The organism is Paenibacillus sp. FSL L8-0502 (assembly GCF_038593055.1).
Taxonomy (GTDB): Bacteria; Bacillota; Bacilli; order Paenibacillales; family Paenibacillaceae; genus Paenibacillus; species Paenibacillus polymyxa_D.
In genome coordinates this window covers 1,819,239-1,836,066 of record NZ_CP151958.1, presented here as the reverse complement: position 1 = coordinate 1,836,066, position 16,828 = coordinate 1,819,239, and the positions used below count along the sequence as shown (strand labels likewise).

16 protein-coding genes are annotated in these 16,828 nt (G+C 47.9%); 9 read left to right on the top strand and 7 right to left on the bottom strand.

What is annotated here, in order from left to right; all coding sequences use genetic code 11:
• Positions 1-16 precede the first annotated feature (16 nt).
• Both NSQ57_RS08245 and NSQ57_RS08240 read left to right on the top strand, forming a co-directional pair.
• A complete protein-coding gene (locus tag NSQ57_RS08245; RefSeq protein ID WP_013309582.1) occupies positions 17-346 on the top strand; it encodes a YtrH family sporulation protein in 330 nt (109 codons plus the stop codon).
• Between the two features lie 12 nt (positions 347-358).
• On the top strand, positions 359-856 hold the full coding sequence (locus NSQ57_RS08240; RefSeq protein WP_039269883.1) for a hypothetical protein: 498 nt from the start codon (positions 359-361) through the stop codon (positions 854-856).
• 42 nt (positions 857-898) lie between these two features.
• Here NSQ57_RS08240 and NSQ57_RS08235 read toward each other — a convergent pair whose 3' ends face one another.
• The 3 genes from NSQ57_RS08235 to NSQ57_RS08225 form a co-directional block, all read right to left on the bottom strand.
• Positions 899-2,233 carry a DRTGG domain-containing protein gene (locus tag NSQ57_RS08235; protein ID WP_342426124.1) on the bottom strand — a complete coding sequence of 445 codons (1,335 nt, stop codon included), beginning with the start codon at positions 2,231-2,233 and terminating at the stop codon, positions 899-901.
• Positions 2,234-2,432: 199 nt separating this feature from the next.
• Positions 2,433-2,717: a hypothetical protein gene (locus NSQ57_RS08230; protein ID WP_013309579.1), complete on the bottom strand. Its 285-nt coding sequence runs from the start codon at positions 2,715-2,717 to the stop codon at positions 2,433-2,435.
• 72 nt (positions 2,718-2,789) lie between these two features.
• The gene (locus NSQ57_RS08225; protein ID WP_013309578.1) at positions 2,790-3,134 is read right to left on the bottom strand and encodes a YlbF family regulator; all 345 of its coding nucleotides are present in this window, start codon (positions 3,132-3,134) and stop codon (positions 2,790-2,792) included.
• A 162-nt stretch (positions 3,135-3,296) separates the two neighbouring features.
• Between NSQ57_RS08225 and NSQ57_RS08220 the strand changes: the two genes are divergently transcribed.
• From NSQ57_RS08220 to NSQ57_RS08195, 6 genes are read left to right on the top strand one after another with little or no spacing between them, the layout of a single operon-like run.
• The gene (locus NSQ57_RS08220) at positions 3,297-4,667 is read left to right on the top strand and encodes a YheC/YheD family protein (protein WP_029516607.1); all 1,371 of its coding nucleotides are present in this window, start codon (positions 3,297-3,299) and stop codon (positions 4,665-4,667) included.
• A gap of 43 nt (positions 4,668-4,710) precedes the next feature.
• Entirely contained in the window at positions 4,711-5,865 is a 1,155-nt protein-coding gene (locus NSQ57_RS08215; RefSeq protein WP_342425899.1) for a YheC/YheD family protein, read from the top strand.
• 12 nt (positions 5,866-5,877) lie between these two features.
• On the top strand, positions 5,878-7,248 hold the full coding sequence (locus tag NSQ57_RS08210; protein WP_029516605.1) for a YheC/YheD family protein: 1,371 nt from the start codon (positions 5,878-5,880) through the stop codon (positions 7,246-7,248).
• On the top strand, positions 7,245-8,354 hold the full coding sequence (locus NSQ57_RS08205) for a YheC/YheD family protein (RefSeq protein ID WP_340884923.1): 1,110 nt from the start codon (positions 7,245-7,247) through the stop codon (positions 8,352-8,354). Before NSQ57_RS08210 ends, NSQ57_RS08205 begins: the two co-directional genes overlap by 4 nt.
• 16 nt (positions 8,355-8,370) lie before the next feature.
• Positions 8,371-8,886: a GNAT family N-acetyltransferase gene (locus tag NSQ57_RS08200; protein WP_039269878.1), complete on the top strand. Its 516-nt coding sequence runs from the start codon at positions 8,371-8,373 to the stop codon at positions 8,884-8,886.
• On the top strand, positions 8,868-10,070 hold the full coding sequence (locus tag NSQ57_RS08195) for a YheC/YheD family protein (RefSeq protein ID WP_340954999.1): 1,203 nt from the start codon (positions 8,868-8,870) through the stop codon (positions 10,068-10,070). Before NSQ57_RS08200 ends, NSQ57_RS08195 begins: the two co-directional genes overlap by 19 nt.
• 103 nt (positions 10,071-10,173) lie before the next feature.
• Here NSQ57_RS08195 and NSQ57_RS08190 read toward each other — a convergent pair whose 3' ends face one another.
• From NSQ57_RS08190 to NSQ57_RS08180, 3 genes are all read right to left on the bottom strand, one after another.
• The gene (locus tag NSQ57_RS08190) at positions 10,174-10,875 is read right to left on the bottom strand and encodes an HAD family hydrolase (RefSeq protein ID WP_340954997.1); all 702 of its coding nucleotides are present in this window, start codon (positions 10,873-10,875) and stop codon (positions 10,174-10,176) included.
• An 84-nt stretch (positions 10,876-10,959) separates the two neighbouring features.
• A complete protein-coding gene (locus NSQ57_RS08185) occupies positions 10,960-11,622 on the bottom strand; it encodes a class I SAM-dependent methyltransferase (protein WP_069011210.1) in 663 nt (220 codons plus the stop codon).
• A 25-nt stretch (positions 11,623-11,647) separates the two neighbouring features.
• Positions 11,648-14,464, bottom strand: a complete 2,817-nt coding sequence (locus NSQ57_RS08180; RefSeq protein WP_342425897.1) for a bifunctional glycosyltransferase/class I SAM-dependent methyltransferase — start codon at positions 14,462-14,464, stop codon at positions 11,648-11,650.
• 431 nt (positions 14,465-14,895) lie between these two features.
• Between NSQ57_RS08180 and NSQ57_RS08175 the strand changes: the two genes are divergently transcribed.
• Positions 14,896-15,966 (top strand): glycosyltransferase family 2 protein, encoded by a 1,071-nt coding sequence (locus NSQ57_RS08175; protein ID WP_340884914.1) that lies wholly within the window; start codon positions 14,896-14,898, stop codon positions 15,964-15,966.
• Between the two features lie 249 nt (positions 15,967-16,215).
• Here the strand turns inward: NSQ57_RS08175 and NSQ57_RS08170 are convergent, their stop codons facing one another.
• Entirely contained in the window at positions 16,216-16,785 is a 570-nt protein-coding gene (locus NSQ57_RS08170) for a manganese catalase family protein (RefSeq protein WP_029516597.1), read from the bottom strand.
• Positions 16,786-16,828: the final 43 nt, after the last annotated feature.

Sequence of the window (16,828 nt, the reverse complement as noted above, 5' to 3'; positions counted from 1 at the left end):
TAAGGAGGAAAAGAGCATGAGCACTTTTATATCCAAAGCGATTCTCGACTTCTTCATTGCTTTCGGCATCGTGCTCGGTGGAGCCATGCTCGGCGGAATGGGAGCTGTGGTATCGCTTCAGCCGCCCACCCAGACGATGCTAGAGGTTGCCGGAAGAATTAAAATATGGGCGCTTGCTGCCGCTGTGGGGGGAACGATGGACCCGATCCGGGTCATTGAAAGCAATATGTTGGATGGTAATTTGTCACCTGCCATTAAGCAGATATTGTATTTGATTTTCGCCTTTTTAGGCGCTCATATGGGTGCAGAGCTGGTCAAGTGGGTATGCGGCAACGGACGACCGTGAGGTGAAACGACTATGAGAGTTCCCCCTTTTGAGCGCCTGCGTCCTTTTATGCAATTGTCCTCCGTCTTTGTACTCGGTATGATTACGGGAGGCATGATCTACAACGTCATCTGGCATGCCAGCTTCAATCAGCTATGGACGAACAACCAGGATCTCCAATTCCAGCTCCAGCAAGCCGAGGAGGACAACAAAACATTGCGCAAATACAGCAAGCGCCAAACCGTTGTCAAAGAAATCAAGCTGATCGCGGAGGAAGCTTCGGCCGAAAAAATTGATTCTATCAACCTGAAGGAACTTCTTCGCCGTGTCAGTCGTGATCTGGAGGTGCTGCGTGGCAGAGATATGTTCGAGATTGACTCTGACAGCAAGCTGGTACGTATGTTGCTGCACCAAAAAAAATACACCGTTCGTGACAAGGAGTATACGATCCAGGTCAAAACGATGCTTGTAATGGAAGGCGTGCTGCAAATTTGGCTGGAAGCAAAAGAAAGATTGCCTGAAAGCCACTAGTCGATCTATTCGACTTCACACCTTACTCCGATCCATTGTAGACTAACCATGTTCAATGGAATGAAGCGTCATCACTGCTTTGCATACCAAATGATTTTCCCGTGAAATTGCAATTTCTAGCTTGCAGGTGCGGCGACTCATCTCGAGCAGCATCGGACGAAGAACGACAGCATCTTCTATCTGTACGGGTCTAATAAAATATGTCGTCAAATTGTCCAGCACATAATCCTTGCCGCTCATGTCTCTAGCTGCCCGGTAGCCCGCTTGTGTCATCACGTTGACCAGTACGCCTTCCGAGATCGTACCTAAATTGGTCGCCATTTGCGGAATGATAAACCCGCGAAAAAATAACGATCCGTCCTCATTACGCTCCTCAGCAAACCCGTTCCAGATCAGCTGGTCGAACGTCTCGCCAAGTTGCGGCTGCTTTTGGGCGTTACGCAGCGCCTCCAGCACCTCACGCCGTGTAACGGACCCGAGCAGCTTGCGGTTGCGGTCCACGACCGGCAAATAATCCACACCTTCCCACGCCATCATTTGCGCGGCTGAAGCCAGCGAGGTCTGGTAGGTGACCGTTATCGGATTGCGGATCAGACATTTATCCATCGTATGCTCAGGTTGAAGCCCCTCCACATCTTTGCGGCTGACGATACCAATTAAACGATTCCATTCATCCACGATTGCAAAATGATGATGTCCGGTCGTCACCGAAAGTTCTTCAAACTCGGTAAGCGTGCTGTTGATTTTCAAGGTCAACGTTTTCGGTTTGCCTGCCGCAATATCTTCAATCAGCATAATTTTCTTTTTGATCAAGCGGTCAAATATGGCTCTATTAATCATAGATGCCACTGTAAAAGTATCATGGCGTGAGGAAATAATCGGCAGACTGATCTTGTCTGCGAGCTGCTTAACCTCTCGGCTCGTACCGAAGCCCCCTGTGATCAGCACACCTGCCCCCTGCCCCAATGCAAGTGAATGCGCATCCTCACGGTTACCTACGATCAGCAGACTGCCTGCATCAATATAACGGGCCATGGCTTCCTCGCGCATCGCTCCGATCACATACTTGTGCAAAGGCTTCTCCAGTCCCTCACTTCCGCCCAGCACATGTCCTTCTACAATATTCACGACATCTGCAAAGGTCAGCTGTTCGGACAAGCCGCGCGGGCGCTTCTCCACTCGTACTGTTCCAATCCGTTCCTTGGTAATGACAATTCCCAGGTTTTCAGCTTCCTTCACGGCCCGATAGGCCGTTCCTTCGCTGACGCTCATTTCTTTAGCCAACCTGCGCACAGAAATTTTGGAGCCTATTTTCAACTGCTCGATATGTCGCAATAGCTGCTCGTGCTTCGTAACTGTTTCATCTAGCCCGTCCAACTCTGTTACACCCCCAACGTCCAATCTGTATCATTCTGTATCTATTATAGCACAAAATCCCTTTATTTAAGACCTTTGTTCATTTTGAGTTCTCTGCTTTGGAAATAGCAAAAAAAGCGATCCCCTCTTTTACAAGGACCGCTTCTTACTATGATTGATTTGTAATCTGAGAGACAAGCCCAAGACAAGCTAAAAAAACTCACTGCATGCTGCCTTTGTCAGCTTTTTTATCCCATTTCATCTGCCACTGCTGCATTTTGGCCCGCCGCACACGCTCCAGCGTTTTGCGCTTTTCCTCATCCACACCCAGCAAAAAATGCATGTTCGCTCCGATGACTAGCAGCGCAAAAAGTACCCATACTATCCCAAAGCCGTTGACCCAGTTCAAACCGCCTGCAAGCGAGATGCGTGGTAACGCGACCAAGACCATAGCCAGCGCAATCAGTGTATACAAACCATGTTTCCATTTTTTAAAAGAACCCAATCGTATCCCTTCCTCTCCCTGTGACTCTATGTATCTAGTCTATGAGAGGACAGGAAGGAATATGAGACAAACTTACAGAGATGAACCGTACAAATCTTGAAGGCTGTCTGCAATAATTTTGTTAACGTCCTCAATAATCACGCTCAGGCGACGTTCAGCGTCGAACAGGCGACGGATGTTGAGGTTCAAGCTAAGTACCTCGAACAGCTTCTCCATCTTTTCCATCTCTTCCTGTGCTGGCATATCACCGCTCATCATGCGTTGTTGTACTTCCATTTGGCGTTCACGGAAATCGTCGAGCATTTTCTTGGCTTCTGGATCGGTTTCGATCAGCTTCATCGCTGACGTAATTTCCTCTACCTCTTTGCTTTCCTTCAATGCTTTTGCTAAATCATGGGCTTTGTCATAGATGTTCATGATTGTTTATTCCTCCAATACAAGTTTAGTGTCAACATTTCACATTGTCCGTCAATCACCAAGGGATATATGTCCTCATATGATGAATCAGTGCTATTACAGCCCATTCACGTTTCCCGTTACTTTCAAGACATCAAGTTGCTGCCCGGAAGGAGATCCACGATGTCCATCAAAAAAACAACGATTCAAATCATCGGATCGGGCATCTTGCAGGATGACGTACTCATGGTCGGCGAGTCCTTGCTTCGCAAATGGAAAATATCCGCTGGCCACCCCGTTCAGCTCGCCTTCGGTTCGTTCCGCCAAGAGGTTACCGTCATATCGGTGCCCCGCTATAGCGGCCTACGTGTGGGAAGCGTGCTAGCCCGAAAAATGGGGCTTCATGCCAATTGTGATCTGCGAGTAACCTACAGCCGAGGTCGCCGGACACTTCGAGTGGGCCCACTTATTAGCGTGCTGGTCAGTCGGGACTATCCCGAACAGCCCGACAAGCCTTTCGGGTCGATCACCCTGTTCTGCCGTGAACTAGTCGGGGAATGCCGCAGACAAGGAGCATATGTGTATTTCTTCACCCCGGAGCATATCGGAAGTCAGCCCGGGCGAGTTCAGGGATGGGTGTATGACGGAGGCTGGAAAAAGACGGTCATGCCCGCCGGCGATGTCGTCAATAATCGTCTTACCTCCCGTAAACTCGAGAACAGAACTAGCGTACAGCATTTCATGAAAGAAGTAAAATCGCAGTACGGCACGACTATTTTTAACGAAAAGTTTTTGGATAAGAATGAAGTATTTGATGCGCTTAAATCAAATTCTTCCCTGCGCAAGTATTTACCCGAGTCCCACTTGCTGCAAACTTTTGTTGTTTTCAAAAAAATGTGCAACCAGTATCCCGCTGTTTTTCTCAAGCCAGTGCGCGGAAGCCTGGGTAAAGGCATAATGCGCATTAACAAGCAAACCGATGGCACCTTTTCGGTGCTATCCACAACAGCGGGCACACCCCGCAAGCAAACGTATGCCAACGTCGATAAGCTGTACAAAAGCTTGGCGGGAAAAATGAAAACAACACGCTTTCAACTCCAACAGGGACTTACCTTGATTGATCACGGTAAGCGTCCGGTCGACTTTCGTGCGCTTGTACAGAAAAATTCGTCCGGAACCTGGACCGTAACATCCATTGTCGCTCGGATCGCCGGAGGAAGCCACTTTGTGTCCAATCTGGCAAGAGGCGGCACGCTGAGTACTGTCAAGGAAGCACTTGCCAAGACCACGCTGCCCGCAACCGTTAAATCGAATGGGCATACCTCTCTCAAAACAGCAGCACTGGATATCGCAAGCGGAGTAGAAAAAGCAATTCCCGCCCATTTCGCAGAATTTGGTATTGATCTGGCAATAGACAGCACGGGGCGCATCTGGTTGCTGGAGGTCAATTCGAAGCCATCGAAGAATGACAACACGCCGTTAAATGATCAGAAAACTCGCCCGTCCGTTAAAAAAATGATTGAATACTGCTGTTATTCAGCCGGCTTCAAATGAATTCATCTCTTCCAGAGTCTGGCTGCCAAAGGAGCTGTTGTCGGTGTCTCTTGTTGTGCCAGGCACGCTGGGCGTGCTTGTTAGCCGGAATCAGGCCGCCACTCCCCCTATTACCGAAGCCGATTTTTGCCGCAGGCTAAGTCTGTTGGGCAGGCGCTCTGATCTTAGCGTAATGGCGTTTACCGTCGAAGGAGTTTCACCTGAAGATCACTCCATACGAGGTTATGTTTATCGTAACGGAGTATGGACATCCGGCCGCTTTCCGTTGCCGGATATTGTGTATAACCGCTGTCTCCATGCCCACGAGAGCCAGAATGTCAGGCGCACACTGGAAGACATGGCGGAGCAAAATTCGCGCAAGCTCATCTACTGGTCGCGTAACTTACCTGGCAAATGGCAGGTGTATCGCGCTTTGCATGCGGTAGATAAAGTACGTCCTTTTGTGCCGCCTACGGCGCCTTACCGGGACACGGCCCAGCTTGTGGAATGGCTAGGACGCCATTCGAAGCTGTTTATGAAGCCACAGACCGGAACACATGGCAAGAGCACACTGTATCTCCGGCTGGCAGAAGGAGGCCAGGGACTACTTGTACAGGGTAGAGACTCCCGTAACCGTCCGTTCCGGCGTTTGTTTCCCGAATTGGATGCAGGATTGTCATGGATCCACGGAATTGCACACAAACGCGCTTATATCGTGCAGCCTTATTTGAAATTAACAAGCCAAAGCAATCATCCCTTTGATGTTCGCGCACTCATGCAAAAGGATGGCAACGGCCATTGGCGCCTGACGGGCTTTGCTGTAAGAGAAGGCAGAAAAGGAACTCTGACTTCTAATCTGCACGGTGGGGGCGAAGCCCATCCGGCTGAGCCATACCTTCGTGAACAATTTGGCGCGGACACCACGCGTCTCATCATCGGGCAGATGAGGGCGCTGTCCTCGACCATTACCAGGGCGCTTGAGGAACGTTATGGCCGCCTTGGCGAGTTGGGAATTGATTACGGTATTGACCAGAGCGGGAACATCTGGCTATTGGAGGTTAATTCCCGACCTGGTCGGGCCGCCTTTTTTCAGACCCGTCAGCCGGAGTGCGCTTTCCAGTCGGTCAACCGCCCGCTCGAATATGCTCGATATTTAATGACCCATTCCAAAGCGACAGGGCCAAAGGGCGCGGGCGCCTCCCTTGAACATACGGTATAGGAGGATAAACAGATGAGTTTAACGCATTGCAATGTGCATTTCTCACAGCAGCCCGACAAGGTGGCGTATATATCCACTGCCTTGTTGAAAAGCCTTAAATTATCCGGAGCCAAGTCCGTTCGTCTGCGGCTCGGTAAGGATCAGATTCCAGCTACTGTAAAACCAATTCAGAAGGCGGGACGCCATCTATACTTGACCTCCGGCTTACGTAATGCAATCCGTGTTCCCAAAAGCGGGGCCATCTATTTGCGGAATCTGGATGGTGATATACAGCTAGGGCCGTTGATTGGCGTGCTGTCTGACGGTACCACCTCCACCACTCGCCCTTTCGGATCGCGCACAGGCTTTATTAAGCAACTGCTGAGGGAAGGCAGCAAAAAATCTTATATTTTTGCCTTCACCCCTCGGGATATCAACTGGCAAAATGATACGATTAACGGCTATTTTCTGTCATCCAGCGGGGAATTCACACGTAAACTTGTACCTTTGCCGGACGTGATCTATAACCGTTTGCCGAGCCGTCGCTCTGATTTTTCCCCGGCGATCAATCAACTACGCGAACGCTTTTCCCGCAAACGAATTCCCTTTTTTAACTGGAGCTTTTTCAATAAGTCCGATATCTATAATCTGCTGGAGAATAACCCAGATGTTAACCGCTATGTCCCTGAATCATATATGAATCCCAGCTCTGAACGTATCCGAGGTATGCTGGAGCGACATCAATTTGCTTATTACAAGCCAAGTGGAGGCAGTCTCGGTAAAGGAATCTATCGTCTGTCCCATGTTCCCAAGCAAGGATATTATGTGAGGTACCGTAAGAAAAGTAGCAATGTATTGCTAAAATTCGCCTCTTTTAATTCCATGCTCAGGATGCTTCACTCCAATCAGGGACAGATGTTAAAAGGTTATGTCATTCAACAGGGTATCCAGCTGATCGAGATTGACAATTGCCCGATTGATTTCCGGTTTCACATGCATAAAAATGGAAATAATCAGTGGGTCGTCGTCGGCATTGGAGCCAAAAAAGCCGGACGTGGCAGTGTCACAACCCATATCAAAAATGGCGGCTCCCTTATGACACCTGAACAGGCGTTGAACCGGGTATTCGGAGACCGAGCGGGTGAAGTGCTTCAACGTGCCAAGAACGTAGCAGTTACGCTCGCTGAAGCCATTGAACACCATCACCAGCATCTATTGGGCGAAATCGGCTTTGATCTGGGCATTGATCAGGATGAAAAGGTATGGATGTTTGAAGCCAACTCCAAGCCAGGCCGATCCATTTTTCAGCATCCATCGTTGCGTGCGGAGGGTAAAGCATCCGTGGAGCATATTTTGGACCACTGTCTTTACCTCAGTAAATTCCGCAGAAAAGAGGAACTATGAATACCCGGGCGGAGCATAAGCCAGTCGTTGCTGTATTGACAGTGCACGACGAAGGGCAATTTTTCAAGGGAAATCAGCGCAATTTCAGGGATATTCTTGAAACGGGAACACGGATGGGATATCAGGTGTACATTGTTACCGTCAGGGACCTGAAACTGGCAGATGAGACGATTAAGGGCTATGTCTTCAACAAGAGCTTACAGACGTGGGAGGAACAGAATTTTCCACCTCCACAGGTCATTTATAATCGCATCCCCAACCGTAATTATGAACTTAAAACCTCTGTGCGCACAAAGTTGGATGAAATTTCACATGCCTCAGGCATTGAGCTGTACAATCCAGGCTTTTTTAACAAATGGGAACTGTTCAAGTGGTTGCGCACCTCAGAAACGACTCGTCAGCTTGTTCCGGCAACCAAACGGTTAAGCAACCTGTCTTCCTTAGGAAAAATGCTGTCTACGTATCCATACCTGTATCTCAAGCCGGAAAACGGTAAGGCTGGAAAGGGAATTATGATTCTTAAATTCCTCCCAGACCATCTAATGGCTTACAGACTGACCATTCAGCATGACAAAAAAAGTGTAACCTACAGATCTGTATCGCTATCCCGGCTGTGGGGACGTATCCGACGGGAAGCAGGCAACTCACCTTATATCATTCAACAGGGTATCGATCTGGCAACCCATCAGAAAAAACCCTTCGACCTGCGTATCCTGGTACAAAAAAATATCCGTGGCTCCTGGAGTATCACCGGAGTCGGTGCCAGACTGGCCGGTAAGGGGAGCATTACCACACATGTCCCGCGTGGCGGGAGTGTAGAGGACCCTTTCAAGCTACTGTCCTCACTGTTTGGGCCTGAGGACAGCACGGATCTACTGAACAAAGTTAAAAGTACGGCCATACAGATTGCACGTCAAATTGAACGCGCATCCGGTCTTTCTCATGGCGAAATGTCCATGGATCTGGGCGTGGATACGCTCGGAACCCTCTGGTTTTTTGAGGCCAATGCCAAACCAATGAAATTTGACGAGCCGGAAATCCGCCAAAAGTCGCTTAGACGCATATTCCAGTACAGCTCCTTTTTGGCCGGACGAATGAAATCATGATCAAGGAAGTGGAATCATGCCGCAAATTAGCGATGTTCAACATTTGCCTGCCCGGAGCTGGCTGCTGAGACGACGACAGTTGCTTTTTTTGGCCCGCAGCTCAGGGGGCATGCGCATTACTCGTAATGCTCTGCGGCAGTTGGCCGTTTTAACGCCCGAGCAATTGAACACCCCTGGCTCCTCCCTCCTGTGCGCATTTGTGCGCACGGAGAAGGGGCTGCGGATTGCCGGATTTTCCCTCGCTCTGAATTACGGGGAGGATGCTTGCATCGTAATTGTTCGTCCGCTTTACCGGGGCCGCAGACTGGGCGCTAGACTGCTGTCCGCCCAGCTCCAACAGCTGCGCCGTCTAACGTGCAGCGTAGCCGCCGACAATATGTCCAGTCTCAAAACCTGTTTCCGCGCTGGGCTTGTTGCGCATGAAATGACGACTGGACCAACCGGGAAACCCACGCTGATATTTCACGGAGAGTTATCCCAAGATAAGCAGACGGCAGAGGAAGGTGGAATGCTGTGCCAAAACCTGTCCTAGGCATCATGACTTTGTATTTGAACAACAAGAAGCAATTAGAGGAACGCGACATATATGAGCGCATGATTGCAGAAGGGAAACGGCTGGGACTGGATATGTATGTATTCACTCCTGCGGATGTCCATAAGGATCGCAGGCTGCTCCTTGCCCAAATCTATGATCCACACAGCGGAAAATGGAGCCGAAAGTGGCGAGAGTTCCCAGACATGATTTTCGACCGTTGTCGGGTACAGCGCAGTGAGCGATATCGTCAGTTGAAGCAGTTCCGATTGCAATACACAGACCTTGTATATTTAAACCGACCCCTGAGTAACAAATGGGTCATTCATCAGCAGCTTGCGAGAAGGTCTGCCTTTCGCCCCCATTTGCCTGCAACAGAGCTGTTCAGTGGATTTCATAGTGTCAAACGGATGCTCAAACAGAATTCACTAGTGTACCTCAAACCGATTAACGGTACGGGAGGCCGAGGTATTTTACGTATTGAACCTGTTAACAAGCAAGGAGGCCTGTATCTGATTGAGGGCCGCAATCGCAAACGCCATATCATTCCCCAGCAGCGGGTACGTCTAGACCGTCTGGAGCCGCGTCTGAGCAGCTGGAACATGGATAACTACATTGTTCAGGAAGGCATTCCTGTGCAGTTGCCGAATGGCAGAGTCCATGATTACCGTATGCTGGTACAGAAAAATGGCCAAGGAGTATGGGAGCTAACCGGATGCGCGGGGCGCATCGGGGCGCATCGGAGTGTCACTTCCAACCTGCATGGTGGAGGCAAGGCAGTACCGATGAGCCAATTGCTAACGCAATGGATTCGTGATGAAAGCCATAGAGAGAAAATCATCAAGCAAGGGGAAAAACTCGGACTGGACATCGCTGCGTATCTGGAAGAAAGCTACGGGGCATTGTGTGAGCTTGCACTCGATTTGGCAATTAATAAGCACGGTCATATATATGTGCTGGAAGTCAACCCGAAGCCAGCCCGTGAGGTCTTTTCGCGTATTGGTGAAAAAGAAACCTATCGCCGCTCCATCGCCAAGCCCATGGAATATGCCTTGTGGGTCTACCACACACAAATTAATCCAAAGCCTCAGGCTGACCACAAAGCAGAAGATAAAACAGAAGATAAAACAGAAGATAAAGCAGAAAATAAGACAGAGAATAAGACAAAGGAAGGCTCCGCGTAAAGTGGCTGCCTTCCTTTCTTTTTTTCATCTGCCCGACAGTACCAGCATGTTTAATTATATGGTGCGTCGAGCCTATTTATAACCAATAACCTGTGTTTCACAGTTACTCAGCGTTTTTATAAAGTGTAAGCAGTTGCGTAAAGTCTGTAATAATCGCATCGGCCCCCTTCAACTCATCGTCCACACCAAATCCCGCATAAGCGCAACCGATCACCGTCTGTCCGTTCTTTTTGCCTGCTTCCACATCTGAGGAACGATCTCCTACCATCCATACGTTCGAAATATCGTGCTTGCTCAATAGAATTTCCAGCAAATTCACTTTGGAAAGCGTGCTGTACTCCCCAGCGCTGTACAGTCCTTCAAAAATGGGAACCATTTCATACGCAGCAGCGATCCCCTTTACATAGTCCTCCAGACCGTTACTAGCTACGAACAATCGGACACCTTGCTCATGAAGGGCCTGTAGTGTTTCTTTTACATGTGGATACAGGGCATGACTTCCGCTCTTCAATCCCTCCAGTTCCAGCTGAAGCAGCAGCTCGTCCGCTCTTCTATGGGCCGCTTCGCTGGCTTCCGGCATCACTCTTCTCCAGATTTCATCCAGCAGCATGCCCAAACTATTCAAAATAAGCTCCTCGGGAGGAGTCTCTCCTTCATAAAGCCCTTCGGCGCGCAGCGTATCAAACAGCTTGTGGTACGCAGGAAGCAATAGCGTCTCCGTCTGAAAAAGTGTACCGTCCATATCAAATACCATAGCCTCAGGTTTCTTCAACACAGGTGCATTGTTCATGTAGTTATCAGTCATTCCTTTCCTATGTAGGTTTACAACTCTAACCCCTCTCATGATAAGCAATAAGAGAGGTCCGTGTAAACCTCATTGCGCATACCGCTAACTCTTATATTTTTTTAAAACAGTCCTGAAACAATGCAAACCACCCCACATATCCGTGTGTAAGGCACCCCTTGGAAGGTTGAGATCCACACCATTCCAATACGAAAATCCCGCCTGCTCTATCCATTGCTCCATCGCTGATAGATCCACTGTAGGGTAATCAAACGTCAGCAGAAGCATTCCGTCATCGCGTATGGTCCGGTGAAATTCATGTAAGGCTGCCAAAGACTCCTCAGGTGTTAAATGTTCCAGCACTGAAATACATACAATTTTGTCAAAACTGGCATCCTCATAAGGCAGAGCTGTCAGATTGGCATGTGCGGAGTGGAGCCGAACCGGTAAAATCTCCTGAATGCGCTCGGCAGCCTCCTCTCCGATATCCCGCCGCACCTCGGCCAAAATGGCATCCACGGAAACGATCCGTATATCCAGATCGCAAGCATAGACCTGAGCGCAACGGCGGGCCAACTCAAATTTGAATGGATGTGGAATTCCACACGCTGCATCCAGCACCGAATCTTGACCGGACATAAATTGAAGACACCACTCATACTCATAGGGGCGACTCCACCAGCTTTGGGGGAGTCTGTAAATCATGCTGGAGGAGTTGGGGTCAGAATATACAAAAAAGCGAGACAGATACGGGTCAGACATGTTCATGGATGCTGCCTCCTTTTGGAGAGATTTAAATTACTCTTGCAACACAGCACAGTTCATGACCCCGTTTCTCGCCTTGAAGTTTGGCCAACAATCCCATTTGCTCCGTAAAGGCAAGATCACCGTACAAAGGATGGGCTTGCAGCAAGGCATCCAAACCAGAGGGAAGCTGGCGGGTAAACATAGCCACCGAGCGCAATCCAGACTTTTCCAGTAAGAGCGCCAGCGTATGCTCAGAATAATGATATAAATGATCTTCCTCGGTAAATAAAGGTGAATAAACACCATAAGCCTCATTGGTGAACGAGTTTTTGTTGGGCACTGTAATATATAACGTCCCGTCAGGTTGAAGCTGTTCGCGTAAATCTGTCAAAAATGCAACAGGGTCCGCAATATGCTCCAGCACATGCCAGCATGCTACGGCCTCGTATTTGTGATCCAGTGGTAATTCAGTATCTTCTTCTACTTCTTGTATTTCTTGTGCTTCATTCAATTCCTGCATATCACATGCTTCATCGGTTTGAGTATCTTCTTCGGTTTCACCGTTCCAGTAACCCGGCAATAAATCCACGTCATATTTGTGTTTGGCGTAAGCACGCGAGTCTATGGAAGGTTCAATACCCACTGCATCCCAGCCGGCTTGAAGGGCAGCATGGATAAATTCTCCGGTACCTGATCCAATCTCAAGCAATTTTCCTTTACCGGAGCTGAACATATCCAGTAGCATGAGTCCAAAAAGGGCATGATCCCCATAAGTTGACGCTGCTGCACTATCCCGCATAGCAACCCAATCGGCATTATAAATCTCTGCAATCATATCCTCCGGCTGTATATGATCCACATCATTACGAAAAACCAAGCCACAGGAGCCGCACCCCATCAAGGTAAAGCGTTCATAGTTATGAAATACTCCCGTGTCAGACGAACCACACAGTTTGCATTTACTATAAAATACGTTCTTTGTTTCACTTTTAATTTGTAGACCGGAATTATTCATAACCTGGACACTTGAAATCTCGGCAACATCCATGGCGTTCACATCATGGGTAGCTTCATACTCTGGTGTAGTTTCTTTTTCTCCATTTATGTTGTCCTGATCTACCCAAAGCGTGAGTCGGGGGTTCGGGTCCAAAATAGATTCATATTGCTCTTTCCAGCCATAACGAGCACTTGGATCAAGCAACTGATATTGCTGAAATTTGGCCATGCGAATAGCAGGTGTACACCATCCCCAATGCTGGATGCGGTAGTTGCTGATTTCACTGGGAAGGTCAAGCACATTTTCGGGAAATCTCCCACAGTGCAAGGACTGCTCCTTCCATTTATAAGAGAACCCTTCCTTATATCGAATTAAAAAAGGACGGTAATATTGATGAGCCTGCCAATAATCATCATCGCGGTAATGCGTGGAATTCCACATATCAAACAACCTGAAACAAATCGTATCCGCTTTCGTTCCCGCTAACAAAGAATGTACCCCTTGAGCAAAACGAGATTCGAACATTTCGTCAGCATCCATATTTAATATCCATTCCGGAAAAGAAGCCAACGTCTCTCTCCACTGTTGCTTACGTAGTTCCAATTCATTGCTAAAAGAAGCTGTTTCATTGCGTATTAAACGTAATGGGATTCCCTTTAGGATCTCACGGCACAACTCTCCGCTATCATCCTGACTGCCATCATCAATAATGACCGCTTCATCAATATATTCTCGATGACTCCGCAGCACGTCAATGAGCTTGCGATCTGCCTCATTGTATACCGTCATGGTCAGCGTCAATTTGGGTTTGGAGACAGGCGGCGTATGAAGTTCACTTTGTCGTGGACCAGGGAACGTTTGTGGTATAACAAAAGAATCTGCCGTGTACTTGGCAAAGACAGCTGACTCACGGAGGTCATACGGTATAACAGGAGGTTCAGGGAACTTAGATGGACTTGATGATGCAGAAGGATTGAAGGCAGGAGAGTTAGTAGAAGTATCGGAGTGATTTAGATATGCTAAATGTTCTGATTGGTCCGTATGAACAGCGCTCGTTGTAAAATAATTTAGGGTGAATAGTAGCTGCTCTGCCTTCATTCTGTCCGCTTCCCGGTACAGATGCATCGCCGGATAGTGTGTATCCACAAAAAGTGGAAATCCAAATGCAGCTGCCCGAATACAGAAATGTCGATCTTCTCCCCAATAGGAAACGTTTTTGATTTTACCAAAGTGAATCCCTGCTTCCAGTGCACGTCTGCGGATTAGGGTACAAGCACCTAGACCCCCCACTTCGTACAAACCAGGAACATGCAATTGGTGTATAAAATGCAACTCGCGTTGTGCTCGCTCCTCTGCCGACAACACTTCGCCTTCTTCACGATGGAACAAATTATATTCATCACTAACCCACACCTGAGGCAATAGAGGCCCCTCCGGCTGCCAGCGTGTCCAGAAAATCTCAGATACAATATCCTTCTCCGCCTCTACCAGTTTACATAAGGTACGGGAATGGAGAATCAGGTCTGAATCGACTAAAAACAGCGCGTCATAATTATGCTGAAGTGCATAATCAATAAGACGATTTTTAAAGCCGGCCACTTTCCAGACGAGAGCAGGCGGCCAATAATGAGTGTGCTCATCACTTCGGTTCTCCACTTGCTGTGAGCCTGTCAACAAGGGCAAAACCCTGCCTGGTAGCCGATTGGAGAAATCGGCAAGCCATTGGCTTGAAGTCGGATTGTCATTATCATCGACAAATAAATAATCGGGCAGCACATCAGGTGCCTCCAGTCGCTCTAAAGCTTGAAGAAATAAAGACAATATTTCCGGTTTCTGGTGCACCGGGCTACCGATTAGTATACGCATGATTCAACGCCTCCATCAGGCAGAAGCCTCATAACCGTTCCCCCCTCCATATCCTAAGGCATACCATAATTGCAACCGAGCGATATGGGAGTGAGCGTAGTATGAATGGACTTGCACCTGGAAATATCAATGAAAACGACATCCATACAAAAATACAATCTTACCATCCAAACAACTACTCTTTTTCAGTTTTCTACCCGTTTTCTAACTACATTTAGCCATCAAATTTATTTCCCGGTCGCTTGATAATATCGAATTTCGCACAATCTCCTCCCCCTCATATCAGACTTTGATTTTCTAATTTATTAGAGCAAGATTGAATTTATGATCATCGCACATCCTCTAAACGATCCATAGGAATTACTACATAATGAGCAAGCTATCCTAATAAAATGGAGATTATACCAAGTTTTTTGGGAGGGACAAAGAGCATGGTAACTGTCAGCTTATGTATGATTGTCAAAAATGAAGAAGAAGCCCTTCATACCTGTCTGAAATCAGTCCATGACCTGGTAGATGAAATCATTATCGTAGATACTGGTTCCACTGACAGTACCCAAGAGGTCGCTGCATCGTTCAATGCTCGGGTATACCATTTTGAATGGTGCGATGATTTCTCTGCAGCCCGCAATTATGCGTTTAATCAGGCAACGCAAGAATATCAATTTTGGCTGGACGCTGATGACATACTGGAAGAAAAAGACCGAATATCATTTCTCAACTGGAAGAAACAAGCCACCCTCTCCTATGACAGCATTACGATGGATTATGTGCTGTCTGTAGATGAACAAGGACAGCCGTTGTATAAGCTCAAAAGAAACCGAATTGTGCGGCGTGATCGAAGATTCAGATGGATCGGCTTTGTGCACGAATTCCTGCATGTGACTGGCAGCACCTTTCACAGTAATATAGCGGTGACTCATAAAAAGACACGTGCCTACACTGATCGTAATTTGCATATATATCTCAAGCATCGGGAGCAAGGCACTGCATTTTCTGAGCGAGATCACTACTACTTCGCGAATGAACTATATGATAACGGACGCATACTAGAAGCCATCCAGCAGTACGAGCACTATCTGGGACTCGATCAAGGATGGATTGAGGATCGGATTGCTGCTTGCTTTAAGCTAGCGGATTGCTACGCCCACCAGGGTCAAAAACAGGAGCAGCGTATGGCTCTGCTTCGCACACTTAACCTTGATGTACCACGCGCCCAGTTCTGCTGTGTCTTTGGCAATTTGTTGATTGAAGACGAACAGTATACTCAAGCCATTTACTGGTTTCACCAGGCAACGTTGATAGAGCCTCCACAAGATGTGATGGCCCTAACCAATTCGTCGTACTATACCTGGTTTCCACACTTGCAATTATGCCTGTGTTACGACCGAATCGGTGACATCGAAAAGGCAAAATCGCATCATCGCATAGCTCAGTTGCACCACCCTACTCATCCAAGTGTTTTATATAACGAGAAGTATTTCGCACAACTGAAGCAATAGGGATGAGAAAGACGCGCCGGGGAAAGGTCGTTCAATGTAGCCGACCTTAGTCATCATGCCGATATGTGCTCGGCACGATACCCGGCGGACAGCCTGCAATTTTTCGGGGCTTTTATTTTTACCCCCTCTTATATATAAATGCCCATTGCTGCTCCTCGGGAAGGACCATTTCATTAGCTTAGATTACTTCAAAAGAAAAAAAGTCTCCTGCAAGCTTAAGCTCACCAAGAGACCTCGTATATCATTTTATCAGAACACTTTCTTCCGGTCTCTTTCCCCCTTCAAAATTTCCACTGACTCACGGAAACGGAGCGAATGGATTATTTCACGTTCACGTAGAAACTTCAGACTATCTTGCAAATCCACATCGTCTGTCAGATCAATCAGCCACTGATATGTAGCTCGAGCCTTTTCCTCTGCCGCTATGTCCTCATATAGATCAGCAATAGGATCGCCTTTGGCTTGAATATAAGCCGCTGTAAAAGGAACTCCAGCAGCGTTTTGATAATATAGCGCATGGTCGTGTGCCGCATAATATTCACCCAGACCGGCAGCCTTCATTTGCTCCACGCTCGCATCCTTGGTCAGCTTATAAATCATAGTCGCAATCATCTCGAGATGCGCAAATTCCTCCGTGCCTATGTCGTTCAGTACACCAATCACCTTATCGGGAATCGTATATCGCTGATTCAAATAGCGCAATGCCGCTGCCAGCTCGCCATCCGCTCCACCATACTGCTCCATAAGCAGTTTGGCCATATGAGGATCACATTTGCTGACACGTACGGGATATTGCAATTTCTTCTCATATACCCACATTCATGTCCCCTCCTTTATAAAAGGTTGTTAAAAGGTTGTACCT

Bases quoted from the DNA above. Each gene is read 5' to 3' on its own strand.
- NSQ57_RS08245 (WP_013309582.1), top strand. From the start codon at position 17: ATGAGCACTTTTATATCCAAAGCGATTCTCGACTTCTTCATTGCTTTC.
- NSQ57_RS08240 (WP_039269883.1), top strand. From the start codon at position 359: ATGAGAGTTCCCCCTTTTGAGCGCCTGCGTCCTTTTATGCAATTGTCC.
- NSQ57_RS08225 (WP_013309578.1), bottom strand. From the start codon at position 3,134: ATGAACATCTATGACAAAGCCCATGATTTAGCAAAAGCATTGAAGGAA.
- NSQ57_RS08220 (WP_029516607.1), top strand. From the start codon at position 3,297: ATGTCCATCAAAAAAACAACGATTCAAATCATCGGATCGGGCATCTTG.
- NSQ57_RS08210 (WP_029516605.1), top strand. From the start codon at position 5,878: ATGAGTTTAACGCATTGCAATGTGCATTTCTCACAGCAGCCCGACAAG.
- NSQ57_RS08205 (WP_340884923.1), top strand. From the start codon at position 7,245: ATGAATACCCGGGCGGAGCATAAGCCAGTCGTTGCTGTATTGACAGTG.
- NSQ57_RS08200 (WP_039269878.1), top strand. From the start codon at position 8,371: ATGCCGCAAATTAGCGATGTTCAACATTTGCCTGCCCGGAGCTGGCTG.
- NSQ57_RS08190 (WP_340954997.1), bottom strand. From the start codon at position 10,875: ATGACTGATAACTACATGAACAATGCACCTGTGTTGAAGAAACCTGAG.
- NSQ57_RS08185 (WP_069011210.1), bottom strand. From the start codon at position 11,622: ATGAACATGTCTGACCCGTATCTGTCTCGCTTTTTTGTATATTCTGAC.
- NSQ57_RS08180 (WP_342425897.1), bottom strand. From the start codon at position 14,464: ATGCGTATACTAATCGGTAGCCCGGTGCACCAGAAACCGGAAATATTG.
- NSQ57_RS08175 (WP_340884914.1), top strand. From the start codon at position 14,896: ATGGTAACTGTCAGCTTATGTATGATTGTCAAAAATGAAGAAGAAGCC.
- NSQ57_RS08170 (WP_029516597.1), bottom strand. From the start codon at position 16,785: ATGTGGGTATATGAGAAGAAATTGCAATATCCCGTACGTGTCAGCAAA.